Origin of the sequence: Actinobacillus arthritidis, from assembly GCF_029774155.1 — a bacterium.
Lineage (GTDB): Bacteria > Pseudomonadota > Gammaproteobacteria > Enterobacterales > Pasteurellaceae > Actinobacillus > Actinobacillus arthritidis.
Window position 1 is genome coordinate 1,607,203 of sequence record NZ_CP103833.1, and the last position, 17,885, is coordinate 1,625,087.

The following is a 17,885-nucleotide window of genomic DNA, read 5'->3' on the forward strand; positions in this document are numbered from 1 at the left end:
AAGATGATTAAAGTTTATGGTATTAAAAACTGCGATACGGTTAAAAAAGCCTTGAAATGGTTAACTGAAAACGGAATCGCTCACCAGCTCCACGATTACCGAACAGACGGCTTACCTGCAGATTTTCTGCCTCAAGCGGCAGAAGTTTTTGGCTGGGAAGCCTTGGTTAACAAACGTTCTACAACCTGGCGAAATCTCGATCAAGCGGTAAAAAATAATCTTGATTTTGTCACTGCTTTGCAAGTGCTTACCGCACAGCCAACACTGATTAAACGTCCGATTATTTTACAAGACGGGATTGCATTGATTGGATTTAATGAAGAAGAATATGCGAAATCGCTACTACCGTAGAATCATTCGTTCATTATTTTGGTTGTGTAGTATAAATGCTTTAATTGCACTTCCTATCGCTTATTTTTCAACCGGATTTGTATCGGATGTTAATGAATATTTTGAATACGGCTGGTGTGATTTTAATATGACGGCTGAAGAATGTGATGAAAGTGTCACAGCTTGGACAATTTTTTCACATAACTATGTTGTTGTTACGCTCTGTTTTATTACCTTCAGTTTAATCCCCTGGATAGTTTGCAATGTAATTTTACTTATTGCAGATTACTCTTTATCTCGGAAAAAGAAATGAAAAACACAATTATTGAACTTGCTCAAAACTTAATCCGCCGCCCGTCAATTAGCCCGAATGATTGTGGCTGTCAGGCAGAAATCGCTCAACGCTTAGAAGCGGTGGGATTTACTCTCGAATGGCTACCATTCGGCGATACGCTAAATTTATGGGCAACCCACGGTTCAGAAGATCCTTGTGTGGTATTTGCCGGACATACCGATGTTGTACCGGTAGGCGATGAATCACAATGGCAATATCCACCGTTTTCCGCCGAAATTGTGAACGGTACACTTTATGGTCGAGGTGCGACTGATATGAAAGGTTCTCTTGCCGCACTCGTGATTGCCGAAACTTTTGTGAAAAATAATCCACATCATAAAGGTAAAATTGCGTTACTGATTACTTCCGATGAAGAAGCGGCGACCAAAGATGGCACGGTAAAAGTTGTTGAAACGCTTATGGCTCGTCAAGAAGCAGTCCATTATGCTGTCGTGGGCGAACCTTCCAGCGGTAAAGTGTTGGGCGATGTAATTAAAAACGGTAGACGTGGCTCTATAACTGCCAATCTCTATATTGAAGGGATTCAAGGACACGTTGCTTATCCGCATTTAGCTGAAAATCCGGTGCATACCGCATTGAGTTTCTTAACCGAATTAACCACATATCAATGGGATAACGGTAACGAGTTTTTCCCACCGACAAGTTTGCAAATTGCCAATATTAAGGCTGGAACCGGCAGTAATAATGTCATTCCGGGCGAATTATATGTGCAATTTAATTTACGTTATTGCACAGAAGTCACTGACGAAATCATTAAAAATAAAGTGGCGGAAATGCTGAATAAACACGCTTTAAAACACCGTATTGAATGGAATTTATCTGGTAAACCGTTTTTAGCCGGCAATGGTAAATTAGTCAAAGCGGCGGTACATGCAGTTGAAAATGTCATAAAAATTACCCCTCGATTAGATACGAGCGGAGGAACGTCAGACGGACGTTTTATTGCCTTAATGGGAGCTGAAGTGGTTGAGTTCGGACCGTTAAATGCGACTATTCATAAAGTGAATGAATGTGTTAGCGTGGACGATCTTGGTAAATGTGGCGAAGTGTATTACCAAATTCTGGAAAATTTACTGAATGGCGAATAGCTTTTCATATAATAAAAAGGAGATTTTTCAAGCATGCAAAATCTAACCGATATTCTCACCGGTAAAACACGTGAACACCTTGTGCCGTTGCCAAATCCATTATCGGATAAACATTTTTTGCAAGCTGAGGTGGTTGATGCCTTTCTTGCATTGCAACAGGCGGCAAAAGATGCCGGTTTTAATTTACAGCCTGCTAGCACTTATCGTGATTTTGAACGCCAAATGCTGATTTGGAACGCTAAATTTAATGGCGAACGCAAAGTTCATGATGATAACGGTTGTGCGATTGATATGAGTAAATTGGACGATTTGCAGAAAATTCAAGCAATGATGCGTTGGTCAGCAGTACCGGGATCTAGCCGTCATCATTGGGGAACGGAAATTGATATTTTTGATCCTAATTTACTGCCGGAAGGACAACATTTACAGCTTGAACCTTGGGAATATCAAACCGGTGGTTATTTCGCATCATTAACCGAATGGCTACATCACAATGCCGAGTGTTTCGGTTTTTATTTTCCGTTTGATGGTATTCATAATGCGAAAGTTGGTTATGAGCCTTGGCATATCAGTTATCGTCCGGTATCTGCTGAATATGAAAAGCAATTCAATCACCAGATTTTGCAAAAATCGTGGCAAAATGAACCGCTTGCCGGCAAAGCCTGTTTACTTGAGTATTTTAACCAACTATTTGGTTGATATTTCTTACTTCGAAACATGCTGACTACACGGCAATAGAACATCATTTTTCTTATTCTGTGTACCTCCGTGTTTTCCGTGGTGAATTACCGAACCGAATAATCTTTTGCGATTAATATAATGACCATTCAACTTATCAATGAATCTTCAAATGCTGAGAAATTTCAGCAAATTTGTGACAAATGGCAACTCACTCATGATCAATCCTCTAGCTTGGCTTTAGTGTTGACTGACGAACGTTTAGAACTGCGTAAACTGGACGAACCGAAACTCGGTGCGATAGCAGTCAATTTTGTCGATGGTACGATGGCTTACCGCCGTAAATTCGGTGGCGGTCGAGGTGAAGCTGTGGCAAAAGCGGTAGGAATTAAAGGCGATTACTTACCCACAGTGATTGACGCAACCGCAGGACTGGGTAGAGATGCTTTTGTGCTAGCCGCTATCGGTTGCAAGGTACTATTAGTCGAACGAAATCCGGTTGTTGCGGCCCTCTTAGAAGACGGATTAACAAGAGCCTATGCCGATCCCGAAATCGGTAACTTTATGCAGGAGCGAATGATTTTGTCCGATGTCCGTAATATTGCTCAACTGGATACGCAACAACAAACTGCCGATGTGGTTTATTTAGATCCAATGTATCCACATAAACAAAAAAGTGCCTTAGTGAAAAAAGAAATGCGAGTATTCCAACATTTAGTCGGTGCTGATTTGGATTCAGATGATTTCTTTGTGCCGGCAAAATCACTGGCTCGTAAAAGAGTGGTGGTAAAACGTCCGGACTATGCGCCCTTTTTAGCGGAGCAAAAACCGGACTTTTCGCAAACTACGAAAAATCATCGTTTTGACGTTTATCTTTCTCATTTAAAATCTGAGTAAAGTTTTGTGAAAATCCGACCGCTTATCGGCTTAGCTTCTAGGCAAATTGCAGTTTTTCTAGTAGGATTATTACTTTTAATTTTTAAATTAAACATATAAGGTGTTATCGTGCCGCAACGTGATTATGCGACCCGTTCAAATAAAAACAAGGGCATAAATAAATCTCTTATTTTAGGAATAATTATTTTCCTATTATTAGCAGGTGGAATCAGTTTATGGGTATTAAAAGAAAATGCTCCTACACCAATCATTCCTGCTACTCAACAACATCAACCGGTTCAACCTCAAGGCCCTGCTTTGCCAAGCCGCCCAGAAGAAGTGTATAGCTATATCCGTGATTTAGAGACTCGTGAAGTGTTAATCGATAATAGTCAAAAATCACAAGAAAAATTGGCTCAACTTTCTGCAGAACAAAAACAGCAACTCGAAGCAAAATTAAAGCAAGAAGAGGAAGCTCGATTAGTCGCAGAAAAACAGGCAACACAGCCATCAGAAACAGTAGTAGCTCAAGCACCGGTTGCTGAAACAGTAACAACGGCACCATCGACACAACCTGCTGTTGTTGCATTAACGCCTGAAGAATTAGTCGCTAAAAAAGCGGAAGAACAACAAAAAGCGACAAAATTCGCTGAAGAAAAACGTAAACAGGCAGAATTGAAGAAACAGCAAGAACTTGCTAAGCAGGATAAAATACCTGCTGAAACAGCTAAACCTATAGAAGTAACTAGTACGGAGCAACAAGCAAAACTGGCGGCAGAAAAAGCTAAAACTAAAAAAGCCGAACAAACAAAAATTATCGCAACAGCCGCAAAACCATCAGATAAACCCGCAGTACAAGCAGGCAAATTCGGTTTACAATGTGGTGCATTTAAAAATAAAGCACAAGCTGAAAATATGCAGGCACGTTTAGCGATGGCTGGATTTAATGCACGAATCAGCTCAAACTCCGATTGGAATCGTGTATTCGTCGGCCCAGTCGGCGATAGAGCGGCTTCAACGGCACAATCTAATGCACGTAGCGTTGCTGAATGTGTGATTATTTCAATGTAACTAGATTCGTTTAATTGCTTTCAAGGACTGATTCGATAATCTCGAATCAGTCCTTTTTATTTGATAATTAATATATTTCGCTTAATAAAATAGTATCAAAAAGCCAAAAAGTCGCTTAGAATCTGATCAACTTGATAAAAGTTATAAGTATTATTTTTACACCAATACACTTTCTTATATATGGAATGAATTTATGTCAAAACAACTCAACTTTGTGATGATTTCGCCGCATTTTCCGACTAATTTCGAGACGTTTGCCGTCCGAATGAAGGAAAAAGGCATTAATACGTTAGGTATCGCCGACACGCCTTATGAGCAACTCAGCGATACATTAAAAGCACATTTAACCGAATATTATCGTGTGGATAATATGGAAGATTACGATCAGGTTTATCGTGCGGTGGGTTATTTCGCCCATAAATATGGGCGTATTGATCGTATCGAATCACACAATGAATACTGGCTTGAACTGGATGCTAAATTGCGTACTGATTTCAATGTGTTCGGTTATAAAAACGAGGATATGCTCATAATTAAAACCAAAGCACAAATGAAAGAAGTGTTTCGCAAAGCCGGTTTAAAAGTGGCGAAAGGTCGTGTTTTTAAAGACGAGCAGGACGCACGTAAATTAGCAAAAGAGTTAAAATTCCCTGTCATTATTAAGCCGAACTCCGGTGTTGGTGCATCAGATACTTATAAAGTACGTAACGAAAGCCAATTAAACGACTTTTTCGCCGTGCAGAATCCGCAAGTCGAATATATTATGGAAGAATTTATTGATGGCGATATCGTGACCTTTGACGGTTTAACCGATCACGAAGGTAATATCGTGTTCTATTCCAGCCTTGAATATTCCGAAGCAGTTTTAGATACGGTAGAAAAAGACGGTGATATGTTTTATTACGTACCACGTGAAATTTCACCGAAATTAGTCGAATTAGGCAAAATTTGTGTTGAAGCCTTTAAAGTGCGTGAACGTTTCTTCCACTTTGAATTTTTCCGTGTGAAAAAAACCGGCGAATTATTACCGCTTGAAATCAACTGCCGTCCACCGGGTGGTTTAACCATCGATATGTGGAACTATGCGAACGATTTTGATGTGTTCCGAGAATATGCCAATATCGTGACGGAAAACCAATTCTATGCAGATATTACCCATCCGTGGAATGTCGTATATATCTCACGTAAAGCGAACCAAAATTATCTGAACAGCATTGAAGACGTTTGCCATAAATATGCCGACAATATTATCAGCGTACAAACCGTACCGGGCGTGTTTGCCAAAATTATGGGCGAACACGGCATTTTAGTCCGTACCGAAACCATGGAACAATTACGTGAAATTGTCCGTTTTGCACAACAAAAACAGTAAAGGAGCTAACCATGCATTTTGAAAGAAGAAATCATTGGAGTGGTAAATTAGGTCGTGAAATGCACTTTAATGTGTACGGTCATGCCGGTAAACCGGTAATAGTGTTTCCTTCCTCGGGAGGTAATCAAAACGAATACGGTAACTTCGGTATGATTGAGGCTTGCCGTGAATTTATTGATCGTGGTTTAATCAAATTTTACACACCAGATTCTTATGATAGCGAATCGTGGTTGGCATTACATAAATCTGGCCACGATATGGCGTTGGCACATAACGCTTACGACCGTTATATTGTCCACGAATTAGTGCCGTTAATTCGCCACGAAGCAAATTGGAACGGTACGATGATCGCCACCGGTCGCAGTATGGGCGCATTCCATTCGGTCAATTTTGCACTTCGTCACCCAGATCTGTTTGATACTACGATTGCACTGAGTGGCGTTTATGATGCTCGTTTCTTTACCGGTGAATTTTATGGCGATCCAACGGTATATTTTAATTCGTCTATTGATTCGCTTTGGGGACAAAATGATGATTGGTTCTTAAATCGTTACCGTCAAAATCATTTTATTATTGCGGTCGGACAAGGTGCTTGGGAAGAACAACACGTGGAAGACACTCGCCGTTTACAAGAAGCGTTTAATGCGAAAAACATTCCGGCTTGGTTCGATTATTGGGGACATGACGTTGAACACGACTGGCCGTCATGGCGTAAAATGATGTCATATTTCTTAGCTAAATTAGCGGAACAACATATTATCTAGCAATTAAAAACCGGCTTAAATTTATCATACAAAAAAGCAGAACTTATAAAAAGTTCTGCTTTTTTAACAGTAAGTTAAAGTGTTTTTTCAGAAAAATTTCTACTTTAATCGGAATAAATAGCTATGATAGACTGCACTTAATTTTTATGATTCAGAGATATATCACTATGCAAATGCTTACCCTCGCTCAACAAGCTAAAACCGCCAGTGTCGAACTTGCTCAATTCGGAAGCGTTCAAAAAAACCAAGCACTTCTTACCATTGCCGAACAATTGGAACAACGCTCGGCGGAAATCCTTGCCGCTAATGCCAAAGATATTGAATTTGCAAAAAATCAGGGAATTTCGACCGCTATCATCGACCGTTTGTTATTAAACGAAAGCCGTCTACAAGGTATTGCTAATGATGTGCGTAACGTGGCAAAGCTTGCTGATCCGGTTGGGCAAGTGATTGACGGTGGTGTGTTAAATTCAGGGCTGAAAATTGAACGTCAGCGTGTACCGCTCGGGGTTATTCTTACGATTTATGAAGCACGTCCGAACGTAACGATTGATGTCGCTTCTCTCTGTTTAAAAACCGGCAATGCGGTCATTTTACGTGGTGGCAAAGAAACCAAATTCACCAATGCGGTGTTAGTGGAAGTGGTGCAACAAGCGTTGAAAACTGCCGGTTTACCGAAACTGGCGGTTCAGGCGGTTACTGATCCGGATCGTGCTTTATTACTCGAATTATTAAAACTCGATCGTTACATTGATATGGTGATCCCTCGTGGCGGTGCCGGTTTGCATCAGTTCTGTAAAGAGAACTCGACCATTCCGGTCATTGTCGGTGGGATCGGTGTTTGTCATATGTTTGTCGAAAAAAGTGCCGACCAACAAAAAGCGTTAGAATTGATTGCCAATGCCAAAACGCAACGCCCAAGCACTTGTAACACGCTCGAAACCTTATTAGTTGAAAAAGCAATAGCGGTCGAATTTTTACCGAAACTTGCAAATCGTATGAAAGCATTAGGCGTGACATTACATACCGATGATTTGCAAAAAACTGAGGGAATTGAACCGCTTGATCAAGCAAGAATGCGTCAAGAATGGCTCTCGTTAGATTTAAATGTGGTGGTGGTCGATAACTTAGCTAAGGCGGTGGAACATATTCGTGAATACGGCTCGCAACATTCGGAAGCCATTCTGACTTCTGATTATCAACTGGCGCGTCAATTTGTCGCTCAAGTTGATGCGGCAGTCTATATCAATGCTAGCACCCGTTTTACTGACGGCGGTGAATTCGGTTTAGGGGCAGAAGTGGCAGTAAGTACCCAAAAACTGCACGCACGAGGTCCAATGGGCTTAGAGGCGCTCACCACCTACAAATGGGTCTGTGAAGGGGATTATTTGGTGAGAAAATAAATTAAAAGCTAACGAATATATGTTTTTATCACTACCGCTTTTTCTTAAATTGTTGCTCAAACGTTGGAAAATTCACAATATTCCGGTTTCAGCCGGCTACTTAACTTACAGTACAACATTAGCGATTGTGCCGTTGGTTATGGTGGTATTTTCTATTTTTACCGCTTTTCCTCTCTTTCAAGAAGCGACCGAGCAACTGAAAACACTAATTTACGATAACTTTGCTCCAAATGCCGGAGATATGGTTGAAGAATATATTGATCTATTTGTGGCAAACTCAAAAAAAATGGGGATAGTGAGTACAATCGGTTTAGTCGTGGTTGCTCTAATGCTGATTAAAAGCATTGATGAAACGCTTAATAAAATGTGGCGTAACCATCGCAAGCGGTCGATTTTTATCTCTTTTTTGCTATATGCCGTCATTTTATTTATCGCACCGTTACTTGCCGGCGGTAGCATTGCGATTAGCTCATATGTCTTTTCAATGGCAATTTTTAATGGTGAGGGATTATTATCCTTTAGCCAATATCTTCTGCAATACGCTCCTTTTGTACTAATTTGGCTACTGTTTACGAGTGTTTATTGGCTTGTGCCAAACACTCAAGTCAACATTTTTCACGCTATGATAGGGGCAATTATTGCGGCTATCTTTTTCACCTTAGGTAAACAGGCGTTTATTTGGTACATTACCACTTTTCCGTCTTATCAAGCGATTTACGGTGCTTTGGCGGTATTGCCGATTATGTTGCTATGGATTCATCTGAGCTGGCAAGTCGTGTTAATCGGCGGATTAATTACTTCAACATTGAATGTATATAGTGAAATGAAAAAAGGAAAACTCAATTTATGATCGCACTTATCCAACGTGTAAAATGGGCAAAAGTAGAAGTTGAAAATCAAATCGTCGGCGAGATTACACAGGGTTTATTAGTATTACTCGGTGTAGAGCAAGGCGATGATCAAGCCAAAGCGGATAAACTACTGGAAAAAGTATTAAACTATCGGGTCTTTTCCGATGAACAAGGCAAAATGAATTTAAACGTACAGCAAGCTGGCGGTAGTCTATTAGTGGTATCGCAATTTACTTTAGTCGCCGATACCAACAAAGGTTTACGCCCAAGTTTTTCACGTGGTGCGACCCCTCAGGAAGCCAATGCGTTATACGAATATTTTCATCAGCAAGCCGCTCAGAAAATCCATACTCAAACCGGACAATTTGCGAGCAGATATGCAAGTTAGCTTACAAAATGATGGCCCAGTAACCTTTTGGTTACAGGTATAAAATAAAGCCTAGTCAATTTTATAGACTAGGCTTTTCTCTCAATACACTCTTCTCATTTAATAGTATTTAATTGGGAATTGTTTTTGGATTTTTTCAATACTCTCCACTTTTTCATAACCTGCCGGTTTCACCGCATCTTCCGCTTTGGCTTTAGTACCTAATGCTTGGCTGATAAACACAAAACCTTGCTGTTCAATTACCGTGTGTTTATAAAAATCCACAATATCCTGTCGAGTCAGCTGTTTTACCGCCTCAATCATTTTTGCTCGTTGATCAAACAGATCATTACGACGATTAAAGTCAAATGTGAATTGTGAAAACTCTTGGCTTAATGATTCCGGCTTACGCTGTAATTTCTCGATTAAACTCTCACGATATTTAACAAATTCTTGCTCAGATAAAGCGGTCAATTTTGCTAAACTTTCTGCAAAAAAGCGTTGATTATGTTGCATAATGCCAGCAGGTGTTGTGTTCGGACTCTGAACCATAAAACGCATGCCAGATGTTTTACCTAACTTAGCACTGCTTGCTGACACCACATAACCTAGTTGTTTCTCGGTGCGTAAATCATCAAAATACCAACGGCCGATAATATCTCGCAACAAACTTGCTCTCGCAGAACCAGCAAGTTCATCATAACCTTTAGCAAGATAAATAATGCTGAGTGCATTATCTTCGTGTGGTACATTCTTAATGTAATTTAACTTACGAACGCTATCGTTCAGATCTAAATAACGCCCTCTACCTCGTTCCGTTTCACTATTTTTGATAATGCCATTAATTTCGGTTGCCAAGTTTTCCACCTGTTTATTAGTCAGATTACCGACTGATAAAATGCTTAACCCGGTTGATTTTGCTAACAATTTTTCACGAATTAGCTTCACATCATTAAGCGTCACCTCATTTAATACTTTACGCTGTTTATCTTCTTCAAAATACGGATAATCCGTAAAATTAGCAATGACTTGGTTTGCTTGAGTAAGACTACTTTCCTTACTTAAACCATCTAATGCCTCAACAGCTCTTTGTTTCGCTTGCGATAAAACTGCTTCACTTAATTCAAAAGTTTTAAACTGGATCAGTGTATCACCAATTAATTTCGCTAAGTGTTGAGTATAACCTTCCGCTTCAATCGAAATTCCATTCGGATAAGGATTAACTTCTGCTTGCATACCGGCTACCGCGGTTTGGAAAGCAAGTTTTGTTTGTGCCAAATCATTCATATAACCTAATAAAGTGGCACTGACCGCTTCTTTTAACTCATCATTTCTCGGCATAACGGATAAGCTGACCGACACGATTGCCTTTGGATCTTGAGCAAAATATTGACTCGGCATTGCATAAATCGCTTTACCTTCATTGCTTACTAATGCTTTTGGTACTTTACGTTCATTCGTTGGTTGAATAAGCGAAAAATCAGTCACAAAATAAGGATTTAGCTCTGGTAATTTAAGCGACGGATTTTTACTGAAATCCAGCCATTGCTTTTTCTCGGTATCACTAAATCTTCTAACACTATAACCGGCTTCAAAATACGGTGTTTTTTTATCGGTTTTTGCCTGTTCGGAAACCAACAAAATGCGTGCATTATCTAGTGTCATTGCCTCCAATTTAGCTTTTATCGCTTCACGGTCCATTGTGCTGACGATATAGGACGAATCTAAAATATGCTCGACCGGATAATGCAACATTTGTTCTGCAAGTGCTTCAATATAGTTACCGTTCTTCTCCACTTGTAAATGTTGGAAATCCTGTTTTAAGCTCTCACGCACTTCATTGAAATAACTTTCCTGAACACCCTCCTTTTTCACTTGTTCGATTTGTTGAAAAATCAATGAAATCACTTTATCTTGTTCCGCCAATCCCTTATCAGTTAACGCAACATAAAAAGTAAAATCACCACGGTTACGGCTGACATTCGCACTCGGTACGGCGAAAATTCCACTATCGGATAAACCTTGTTTAATTAAGTAATCGGAAAGCGTTCCTTCAGTATTATTACTAAAAACATATGCCAAATATTCGCCGGTTTTATGGACAAACTTGTCTTCGTCATTCGGCATATCAAATGAAACGGACAATAATTTGGTCGGTTGCACCGGTTTATATTCAATCAACACACCTTTATCTTCCGCACGAAAGAATGGCATATCTACTGTGGGTACAGCTAGTCGCTTATTCTGCATTTTTCCTAAAGTACGTTCAGCTAAAGCGACTAATTGTTCGATGGATTGATTGGAATAGAGTACGGCTTTAACTAAATTGGCAGAATAATAACGCTGATAAAACCGCTCTAATTCTGTTTGTAATTTACTATCCGATTTATCCGATAAAGTTTGATTATTTCCGACCGCAAACTTGGTGATCGGGTGAGCTGGATTAGCGGTGGCTAAATTCACACTATGCAATAAATGCCCGTCACTCGATTTTGCTCGCACCATTTCCGCATTAACCGCATTGACTTCTTTTTTCGCATTACTTTCTGATAATAATGGCTGGGCAAACGCATCCGCCAAACGAGCGACCGCTTCATCAAATGCATTATTATTTACCTCCAAATAATAAGCTGTACGATCGGAAGTGGTTGAAGCATTGTTATAGCCACCGTTTTTCGTCAAAAACTGATCTAAACTATTAGTTTCAGGGAACTGCTTTGATCCCATTAAGATCATATGTTCCAAATAGTGTGCTAGCCCTTCTGCTGCTACGCGGATCTTCCATTGAACCGATTGGTAAAGCTAACGACATTAACGATTTATTCGCTTTGTCATCAGAAATGAGCAAAACTGTCATACCGTTTTGCAAACGAATCGCTTGATAAATCGCTTTATCATTCGGGCTTTTATTAATTGTTTGTCGCAAGACTTCAAAACCGGCTGTTTTTACCGGCAACATTATTCGTTCACCAGAAGCGGTCTGATTTTGCAAATTATTTGCCAATGTTGGCTGTATTATCCCCAATACAAAAGTTGCGGATAATGCGTAACTTATGGCACGAGAAATCATCTTCTTTCTCATCTTTTCTCCTTAATTTTGGCTTTTTTTGGTTTGCTTTGTTGCATTAATTCAAACCATTCCAAGGTTGTGGTATGAATTTCAGCATAATCTAATTGCGAACTCTGTTGTAATATTCGTTGCAAGTAACTCCCCTCAAAATACTGTTTATCCATTAATGCTAATAATTGTTGCTGACAATATTCCTCAATGGTTTGTTCCTCAGACTGCCTTTCAAAATAATTATCCAGACCTTCCCAAATTCCGAAGGTTAATTTTCTAAAAGCGGCTAAATAAGCAACAACATAAGTGTGTAATTGCGAACGAGCTTGTTCCGTACTAATTTGACTAAATTGGAAGATTTCCGCTCCGTCTTTATTCCGTGTAATTGCCTTCAGATCTATATTTAAGTCTTGAGCTTTAATGACTAAATAAAAAATCCATAAACGGATATAATCCTTATCTTTCAAGCTACTTACTTTCCAAAATACAATTTCATTGGCAAATTTGTTTTGGATATTACCGAATAAGCGGATTTTAAGCTGGTTAACTTCAAATAATTGCTCAATGTCTAAAATATCGCTCTCGCCTAAATAAGGCAAAATGAGTTCTCGTAATTCATTAACCGAATCTTCTAAATCTCGCACTGAAACTTTAGCAAAATTCGCTATCGGCAAGTTTCCTTTTAATTGTTCTTGCTTAAAAAATGCCTCTCTTTCTGCCGGTTCCAACGTAACTAAATGTTGACGTAATTGGTAGTCATCCAACTTATTAAGCGAGAATTTCTCACTTTCTTCGATACTTTCTTCGTTGTTACGGAAATAAACCCCCAACTGATGATTAAAGAAATATTTAATCGGGTTACTCACAAAGGCAATTAAATCTTCAAGATTGATTTCTGTCGGTATCTCGCCTTTTAAGTCCAACGGTTTATACAGAAAATCGGCTAATGATTCGTACGCTTGATCCAATAACCACTCTTTATCGAAAGAAGCATATTCTGCGGTAAAGTTCTTAGGGCTAAATACAGTAAGCGGTTGTTTTACCACCATTTTTTGTAAAAATAATGACTCGGAGAACCGTTCATTTTCGCTGACTTGCAAACGTGAGGATTCGGTCAGATGCTCTGCCAAATAGTCTAATAATTGTGAAACCAATACCGAAGGCAAACGTTGTTTATTATTCGTAGCCGATTGTCCGATATAGCTCAAATAGAAAATCTCTTGAGCAGAAAGCAAAGCCTCTAAAAATAAATAACGGTCATCATCACGTCTAGCACGGTCGCCTCGTTTCGGTGCATATTGCATTAAATCGAAACTATTCACCGAATGCTGACGAGGAAAATCCGCTTCGTTCATCCCCAATAAACAAACCACTTTAAACGGAATGGCTCGCATCGGTAATAAAGTACAGAAATTAACTTTACCGGCTAAGAAATGTAAACTGTTTTGTTGTTGATTTAGCTTATCCTCTAGTAATAAACGAATGATTTCAATACCGATACTTTCGGTAAATTTAGCCTGTTCAGCTTTATTTACTACCTCATTTAACGTTTCATTCAATAGCAATATGGCATCTAAACTATCATCTGATTCTTGATAAAACTCGCCGATGAGCATTTGAACACGGGCTTGCCACTCACTGACCGTATGATCTTGCTGAATAAACTCATACCAAGCGGTCAGATTTTCAATAAATTTTGCTAAAAAGCCGACCAATGTTGCGGATAAACCATAACTCTCATTAAAGGCAATACTATCCTGCCAAATACCGGATTCCTCTTTTAAACTGGTCCCTAGCAATAAACGGGTTAAGCCGTTCTCCCACGCATTATGATTTTGCCAATCGTCTTGCTGAATATTCAAACCAAAACGAATGCCGACTTGGTTAATCCAATCTCGTAAAATTTGTAGATCTTGTTCTTGTAAATGAAAACGTGTACGAAGGGCATTAACATCCAATAAATCTAATAATGATTCCGCATTAAAATTACTTTCTTTCAAATTCAACAGTGTTAAAAAACTGGCAATAATCGGATCAATAGCGGTCACTTTTTGGTCAGAAAGTGTAAAAGGGATATATCGCTTATCGCCTCTTTCATAACGGGCAAACACTGCATTAATATAAGGTGCATATTTATCAATATCCGCTGACATTACAATAATATCTTTGGGCGTGAGTGCAGGATTCTGCTCGAACATCTGCAGTAATTTATTATGTAGCACTTCCACTTCTCGCATCACACTATGGCAGGAATGGATTTGTATTGACTGATCCTGTTCAGCAAGCTCAAAGCATTGTTCATTATTAAAATGTAAAATGGCATTTTTTAATTTGGTCAAATTTGAGTCGCCAGCATATTCATCAAAAACATCAATCGTATTATCCGGTTCTTGTTCAACTAATTGTGCTAAAAACTCACGACCTTGCTTACCCCACATTGTCAGCAACTGATTACCTTGTTCCGCTAATAACGCATCAAGATCTTGCCGAGAAAGTTGCTGTTTTAACGCCAGTTTCTCCAAACTTTTATCTTCAACACTATCCGCCCAATATTCTTGGCTCGGATCTAAAAAGAACAAGTAAATATCACAATGCTCACTCAGTTTCTTTAATACTGCAAGTTGTGTCGCCGGTAACGAGGAAATCCCAAACACAAAAATACGCTTAGGTAATTTAGCTTGTTCTGCTTCGCTCAAATTATCCAATTTATCAAAATATTGTTGTTGCAAATAAGCACGATGAGAAGTCATAAACACTTTTTCGTCACTATCCGCCTTAATATCTTCCACTAATGCGTTCCATAATGTCGCCTGCCAACGTAAGTTCGCCAAAATATCTTGCTCATTTTTCTCTTGAAACGCGGCAGTTAAAATTTCCTTTAATACCGTTTCAATCTGACCGCTTTCCCAATGTACTAACCAATGCGGACGATAAACTAAATATTGGTCAAAAAGATCAGCAATTTTGCCGGCTAATTGATATAACTTTAACTGATACTGACGCATATCTTTATTTAGATAAAGATTTAACGGTTCAAACTCCGATTGATGCAAATAACTTGGAATTAATCGCATTAAACGCCAAGTGACACGCTCTCTTTCAAAAATATTCTCTTTAGGTAGCTCTGGAAACAGCACACGATATTGTTGCCATAAAAAACTGGTTGGAAATGGAAATTGATAATTCCCAGCAATACCAGTTTGATCGGCAATTTGCATTTGTAGCCATTGTGCCATACCGACACTTTGTACTAATACAGTTTCCGGTTCAAACGGATTGGGATTCGGATCATTTTGTTGTAAACGGATAAGTAACGTAGCTAAAGATGAAAGTTTTTGAGAGAAAAAGACGGTGAACATAGAAACTCCTTGTGTAACCAAAAGATTTTCTACTAAAAACCCAACGGATTCAATCTCTTTCCTTGCTCGACAATCGGTCGTTTTTTACTCGTTTTTGTAACATCTTATTCAAAAATAACCGCCTGCCCAAGTGGAAACTTCACTTGAATCTTTCCGGTTTTACATTCAATCTGAAAAGTAATGCGATTTTGTATGATTTGTTTCTCACAAGGCTTATTGGCTAATCTAAGGGCAATCTGATTTTCTATAATCTGCAACGCTTGCTGGTGCTGATAATGAGTATTAATTTTGGCTATCTGACGCTGTTGCCAATTGGAAAAACTCAGCCAAATCAATGCAAATAATGTAAGACCAACTAACACACTCAACAACGTTTCCGCCGTATATAACTTATTTCGCATTTAAAATATTCCTTGAGTTTGCTTGAAAATGCCAAGATGAATATTGCTTGTCAAAATAATCAACGACCTCACGGCTATAAGTAATATATCTGCTATTTTTATGATCCTCTTGTGAGGAATAAAGTATGCCGTATATCTTCGCTCCACTTTTCAATGCTAATTTATGCTGTGTAATCAAAACGCCATAAAAATCTCGAGTCAATTTTTCATTAATATCTTGTCCCAAAATCACAATCTTAGGATTGCTAGGTGTCGTAGGTGGAAGCTCTGATAAGGTTTCGCTCTCCATAATTGGAATTGACTCATTCAGCCTTAAATGATCAGTTATTTGCCCAAAGATGACTATTTTTTTACTCGGTGGTTTGCCTAAGAAAAAGGGAGATTTCTCACAATAAAATTGATAAGTAGAATGAGTCAATTCGATCAGAATTTCATCTTGTTTAGCCTTTAGACATACTGCATTTTCATCAATAGCATGTTGTTTAAGTAATGCCATTTTATCGTTCAAATATTGATGATAATAATGATTTGCCTTTTGCTCATAAGAAATAAACTTTTCTCTGGAGAGAAAAATCAGACTTAAAATACCGGAAAGTGAAATTAAGCCGGCAAGTAAAACCGTTGCTTTAAATTTATGTCGCCACATTTTATTCGTTTAACTTTTTAATGATTTAGAATATAGACTAAACTATTAACTTCATAACTTACCGCTTTCTGCCTGTTAGAGGTTAATTTGAGAGCAATATGTAATAATTTACTTTCTTCTTGCCATTCAAAATGCAAACGTTCAACGAGATAATCTTGTTCCGAAGTAAACTTTCGCCATTTATCACGGCAAGTATTTAATAATTTTTGGCATTCTTGATAAGTGCAATGCTCCAAAGTATTTTTATCGTAAATATAAAGTGATTTATTTTCTAACTTAATACCGAATACTTCTTTAGCTAATTCTTTCGTTTGATTAGTCTGTCGATTAACACAATGAGCATTTTTAGTTGCACGTTTACCTAAACAACCGTCATGATTTAAGTCATAAAAAAACAGTAAACACTGTCCGTTTAAATCAATCGCATAACGTGTATGCTCTTTTTCAAATAAGTAGAAATTACTCTGCTCTCGAGTATGTCCTTGATATCCCATATGCTGAATATGTTGCTGTAAATAGCTTAATAATTGATGGCTCTCTTTTTGTAACATAAGCAATTCATTTTGTTTTACTTTATTCTGATAGAACTGCCCATATAGCTGAGAAGCGATAATTAATAAGCCGACAGACAAAAATAAAGCAATCAACATTTCTACTGCGGTTACTGCATTATATTTAATCTTTGCAAACACTGCGTTTATCTTTCGGTACGACATACACTCGCCCCCATTGATCAAATTGTAAAATTTTACTGACTTGATTTAGGCTTAATGCCAAACACTTTGATTCCAAACGCCCTGCCGTGCCGTCAATATTCAACAATGATTTAGGATATAAACTGTTATTTTTTAACTTAATATTTTTATGGCTATTGTCATAAAGAAAAAAGTGCTGAGTTAATCGGCATTGTTTGATATTCAAGCAATCACAGACTACTTCTTGTGTTGATCCGACTTTTTTCTGTATTGCAATCAGACACCAATTTTGCGTTTGTAGATTTTGTGAAACGGTTAGCGTATAACTCTGTTTTTGATAGCGTGCTTTAGACTGAACTTGATAAATAAAGGACTGGATATTTTCAATTTCATTATTTAATGCAATGCTGTCTTGTAATTGAAAAATAACCGGTGAAATAAAATAAAATGAAATAACAAGAATGGATAACGTAATTAAACTTTCAATGAGTGTGAAGGCTTTAAACATAAATAGTATTCTCCCGAAGAAGAATACTATTTAATCTAAAGTATGAAGAAAATAAGCTAT

General features: G+C 38.4%; 14 protein-coding genes and 2 pseudogenes. 10 read left to right on the forward strand and 6 right to left on the reverse strand.

All coding sequences use genetic code 11. From position 1 onward, the window contains the following. Positions 1–3: 3 nt before the first annotated feature. From NYR89_RS07510 to dtd, 10 genes and pseudogenes are all read left to right on the forward strand, one after another. Entirely contained in the window at positions 4–351 is a 348-nt protein-coding gene (locus tag NYR89_RS07510) for an ArsC family reductase (RefSeq protein ID WP_279445336.1), read from the forward strand. A 288-nt stretch (positions 352–639) separates the two neighbouring features. Continuing rightward, positions 640–1,773 carry a succinyl-diaminopimelate desuccinylase gene (gene dapE, locus NYR89_RS07515; protein ID WP_279445337.1) on the forward strand — a complete coding sequence of 378 codons (1,134 nt, stop codon included), beginning with the start codon at positions 640–642 and terminating at the stop codon, positions 1,771–1,773. A 33-nt stretch (positions 1,774–1,806) separates the two neighbouring features. After that, positions 1,807–2,472, forward strand: a complete 666-nt coding sequence (locus NYR89_RS07520; RefSeq protein ID WP_279445338.1) for a M15 family metallopeptidase — start codon at positions 1,807–1,809, stop codon at positions 2,470–2,472. 120 nt (positions 2,473–2,592) lie between these two features. Continuing rightward, a complete protein-coding gene (locus NYR89_RS07525; protein ID WP_279445339.1) occupies positions 2,593–3,348 on the forward strand; it encodes a class I SAM-dependent methyltransferase in 756 nt (251 codons plus the stop codon). 108 nt (positions 3,349–3,456) lie between these two features. Further along, positions 3,457–4,398 (forward strand): SPOR domain-containing protein, encoded by a 942-nt coding sequence (locus tag NYR89_RS07530; protein ID WP_279445340.1) that lies wholly within the window; start codon positions 3,457–3,459, stop codon positions 4,396–4,398. A gap of 193 nt (positions 4,399–4,591) precedes the next feature. Beyond that, complete coding sequence (locus NYR89_RS07535; RefSeq protein ID WP_279445341.1) at positions 4,592–5,770, forward strand: ATP-grasp domain-containing protein; 1,179 nt, start codon at positions 4,592–4,594, stop codon at positions 5,768–5,770. Between the two features lie 11 nt (positions 5,771–5,781). Further along, entirely contained in the window at positions 5,782–6,534 is a 753-nt protein-coding gene (locus NYR89_RS07540; RefSeq protein WP_279445342.1) for an esterase family protein, read from the forward strand. Positions 6,535–6,701: 167 nt separating this feature from the next. After that, the gene (gene proA / locus NYR89_RS07545; protein ID WP_279445343.1) at positions 6,702–7,937 is read left to right on the forward strand and encodes a glutamate-5-semialdehyde dehydrogenase; all 1,236 of its coding nucleotides are present in this window, start codon (positions 6,702–6,704) and stop codon (positions 7,935–7,937) included. Positions 7,938–7,956: 19 nt separating this feature from the next. Further along, complete coding sequence (locus NYR89_RS07550) at positions 7,957–8,787, forward strand: virulence factor BrkB family protein (RefSeq protein WP_279445344.1); 831 nt, start codon at positions 7,957–7,959, stop codon at positions 8,785–8,787. Beyond that, positions 8,784–9,219: pseudogene (gene dtd / locus NYR89_RS07555) on the forward strand (D-aminoacyl-tRNA deacylase). The gene NYR89_RS07550 and the pseudogene dtd overlap by 4 nt, the downstream one beginning before the upstream one ends. A gap of 56 nt (positions 9,220–9,275) precedes the next feature. Here the strand turns inward: dtd and ptrA are convergent. From ptrA to NYR89_RS07585, 6 genes and pseudogenes are all read right to left on the reverse strand, one after another. After that, positions 9,276–12,225: pseudogene (ptrA, locus tag NYR89_RS07560) on the reverse strand (pitrilysin). Between the two features lie 8 nt (positions 12,226–12,233). After that, complete coding sequence (gene recC / locus NYR89_RS07565) at positions 12,234–15,575, reverse strand: exodeoxyribonuclease V subunit gamma (RefSeq protein ID WP_279445345.1); 3,342 nt, start codon at positions 15,573–15,575, stop codon at positions 12,234–12,236. Positions 15,576–15,679: 104 nt separating this feature from the next. Next, complete coding sequence (locus NYR89_RS07570; RefSeq protein WP_279445346.1) at positions 15,680–15,976, reverse strand: DUF5374 domain-containing protein; 297 nt, start codon at positions 15,974–15,976, stop codon at positions 15,680–15,682. After that, on the reverse strand, positions 15,966–16,622 hold the full coding sequence (locus NYR89_RS07575) for a DUF2572 family protein (protein ID WP_279445347.1): 657 nt from the start codon (positions 16,620–16,622) through the stop codon (positions 15,966–15,968). The genes NYR89_RS07570 and NYR89_RS07575 overlap by 11 nt, the downstream gene beginning before the upstream one ends. A 17-nt stretch (positions 16,623–16,639) precedes the next feature. Then, positions 16,640–17,272: a hypothetical protein gene (locus NYR89_RS07580; RefSeq protein WP_279446664.1), complete on the reverse strand. Its 633-nt coding sequence runs from the start codon at positions 17,270–17,272 to the stop codon at positions 16,640–16,642. Positions 17,273–17,297: 25 nt separating this feature from the next. Further along, positions 17,298–17,825, reverse strand: a complete 528-nt coding sequence (locus NYR89_RS07585; RefSeq protein WP_279445348.1) for a pilus assembly FimT family protein — start codon at positions 17,823–17,825, stop codon at positions 17,298–17,300. Positions 17,826–17,885: the final 60 nt, after the last annotated feature.

What these genes read in the sequence shown, in the direction of transcription:
- NYR89_RS07510 (WP_279445336.1), top strand. Translation starts at nt 4, where the DNA reads ATGATTAAAGTTTATGGTATTAAAAACTGCGATACGGTTAAAAAAGCC.
- dapE (WP_279445337.1), top strand. Translation starts at nt 640, where the DNA reads ATGAAAAACACAATTATTGAACTTGCTCAAAACTTAATCCGCCGCCCG.
- NYR89_RS07520 (WP_279445338.1), top strand. Translation starts at nt 1,807, where the DNA reads ATGCAAAATCTAACCGATATTCTCACCGGTAAAACACGTGAACACCTT.
- NYR89_RS07525 (WP_279445339.1), top strand. Translation starts at nt 2,593, where the DNA reads ATGACCATTCAACTTATCAATGAATCTTCAAATGCTGAGAAATTTCAG.
- NYR89_RS07535 (WP_279445341.1), top strand. Translation starts at nt 4,592, where the DNA reads ATGTCAAAACAACTCAACTTTGTGATGATTTCGCCGCATTTTCCGACT.
- NYR89_RS07540 (WP_279445342.1), top strand. Translation starts at nt 5,782, where the DNA reads ATGCATTTTGAAAGAAGAAATCATTGGAGTGGTAAATTAGGTCGTGAA.
- proA (WP_279445343.1), top strand. Translation starts at nt 6,702, where the DNA reads ATGCAAATGCTTACCCTCGCTCAACAAGCTAAAACCGCCAGTGTCGAA.
- NYR89_RS07550 (WP_279445344.1), top strand. Translation starts at nt 7,957, where the DNA reads ATGTTTTTATCACTACCGCTTTTTCTTAAATTGTTGCTCAAACGTTGG.
- recC (WP_279445345.1), bottom strand. Translation starts at nt 15,575, where the DNA reads ATGTTCACCGTCTTTTTCTCTCAAAAACTTTCATCTTTAGCTACGTTA.
- NYR89_RS07570 (WP_279445346.1), bottom strand. Translation starts at nt 15,976, where the DNA reads ATGCGAAATAAGTTATATACGGCGGAAACGTTGTTGAGTGTGTTAGTT.
- NYR89_RS07575 (WP_279445347.1), bottom strand. Translation starts at nt 16,622, where the DNA reads ATGTGGCGACATAAATTTAAAGCAACGGTTTTACTTGCCGGCTTAATT.
- NYR89_RS07580 (WP_279446664.1), bottom strand. Translation starts at nt 17,272, where the DNA reads ATGTTGATTGCTTTATTTTTGTCTGTCGGCTTATTAATTATCGCTTCT.
- NYR89_RS07585 (WP_279445348.1), bottom strand. Translation starts at nt 17,825, where the DNA reads ATGTTTAAAGCCTTCACACTCATTGAAAGTTTAATTACGTTATCCATT.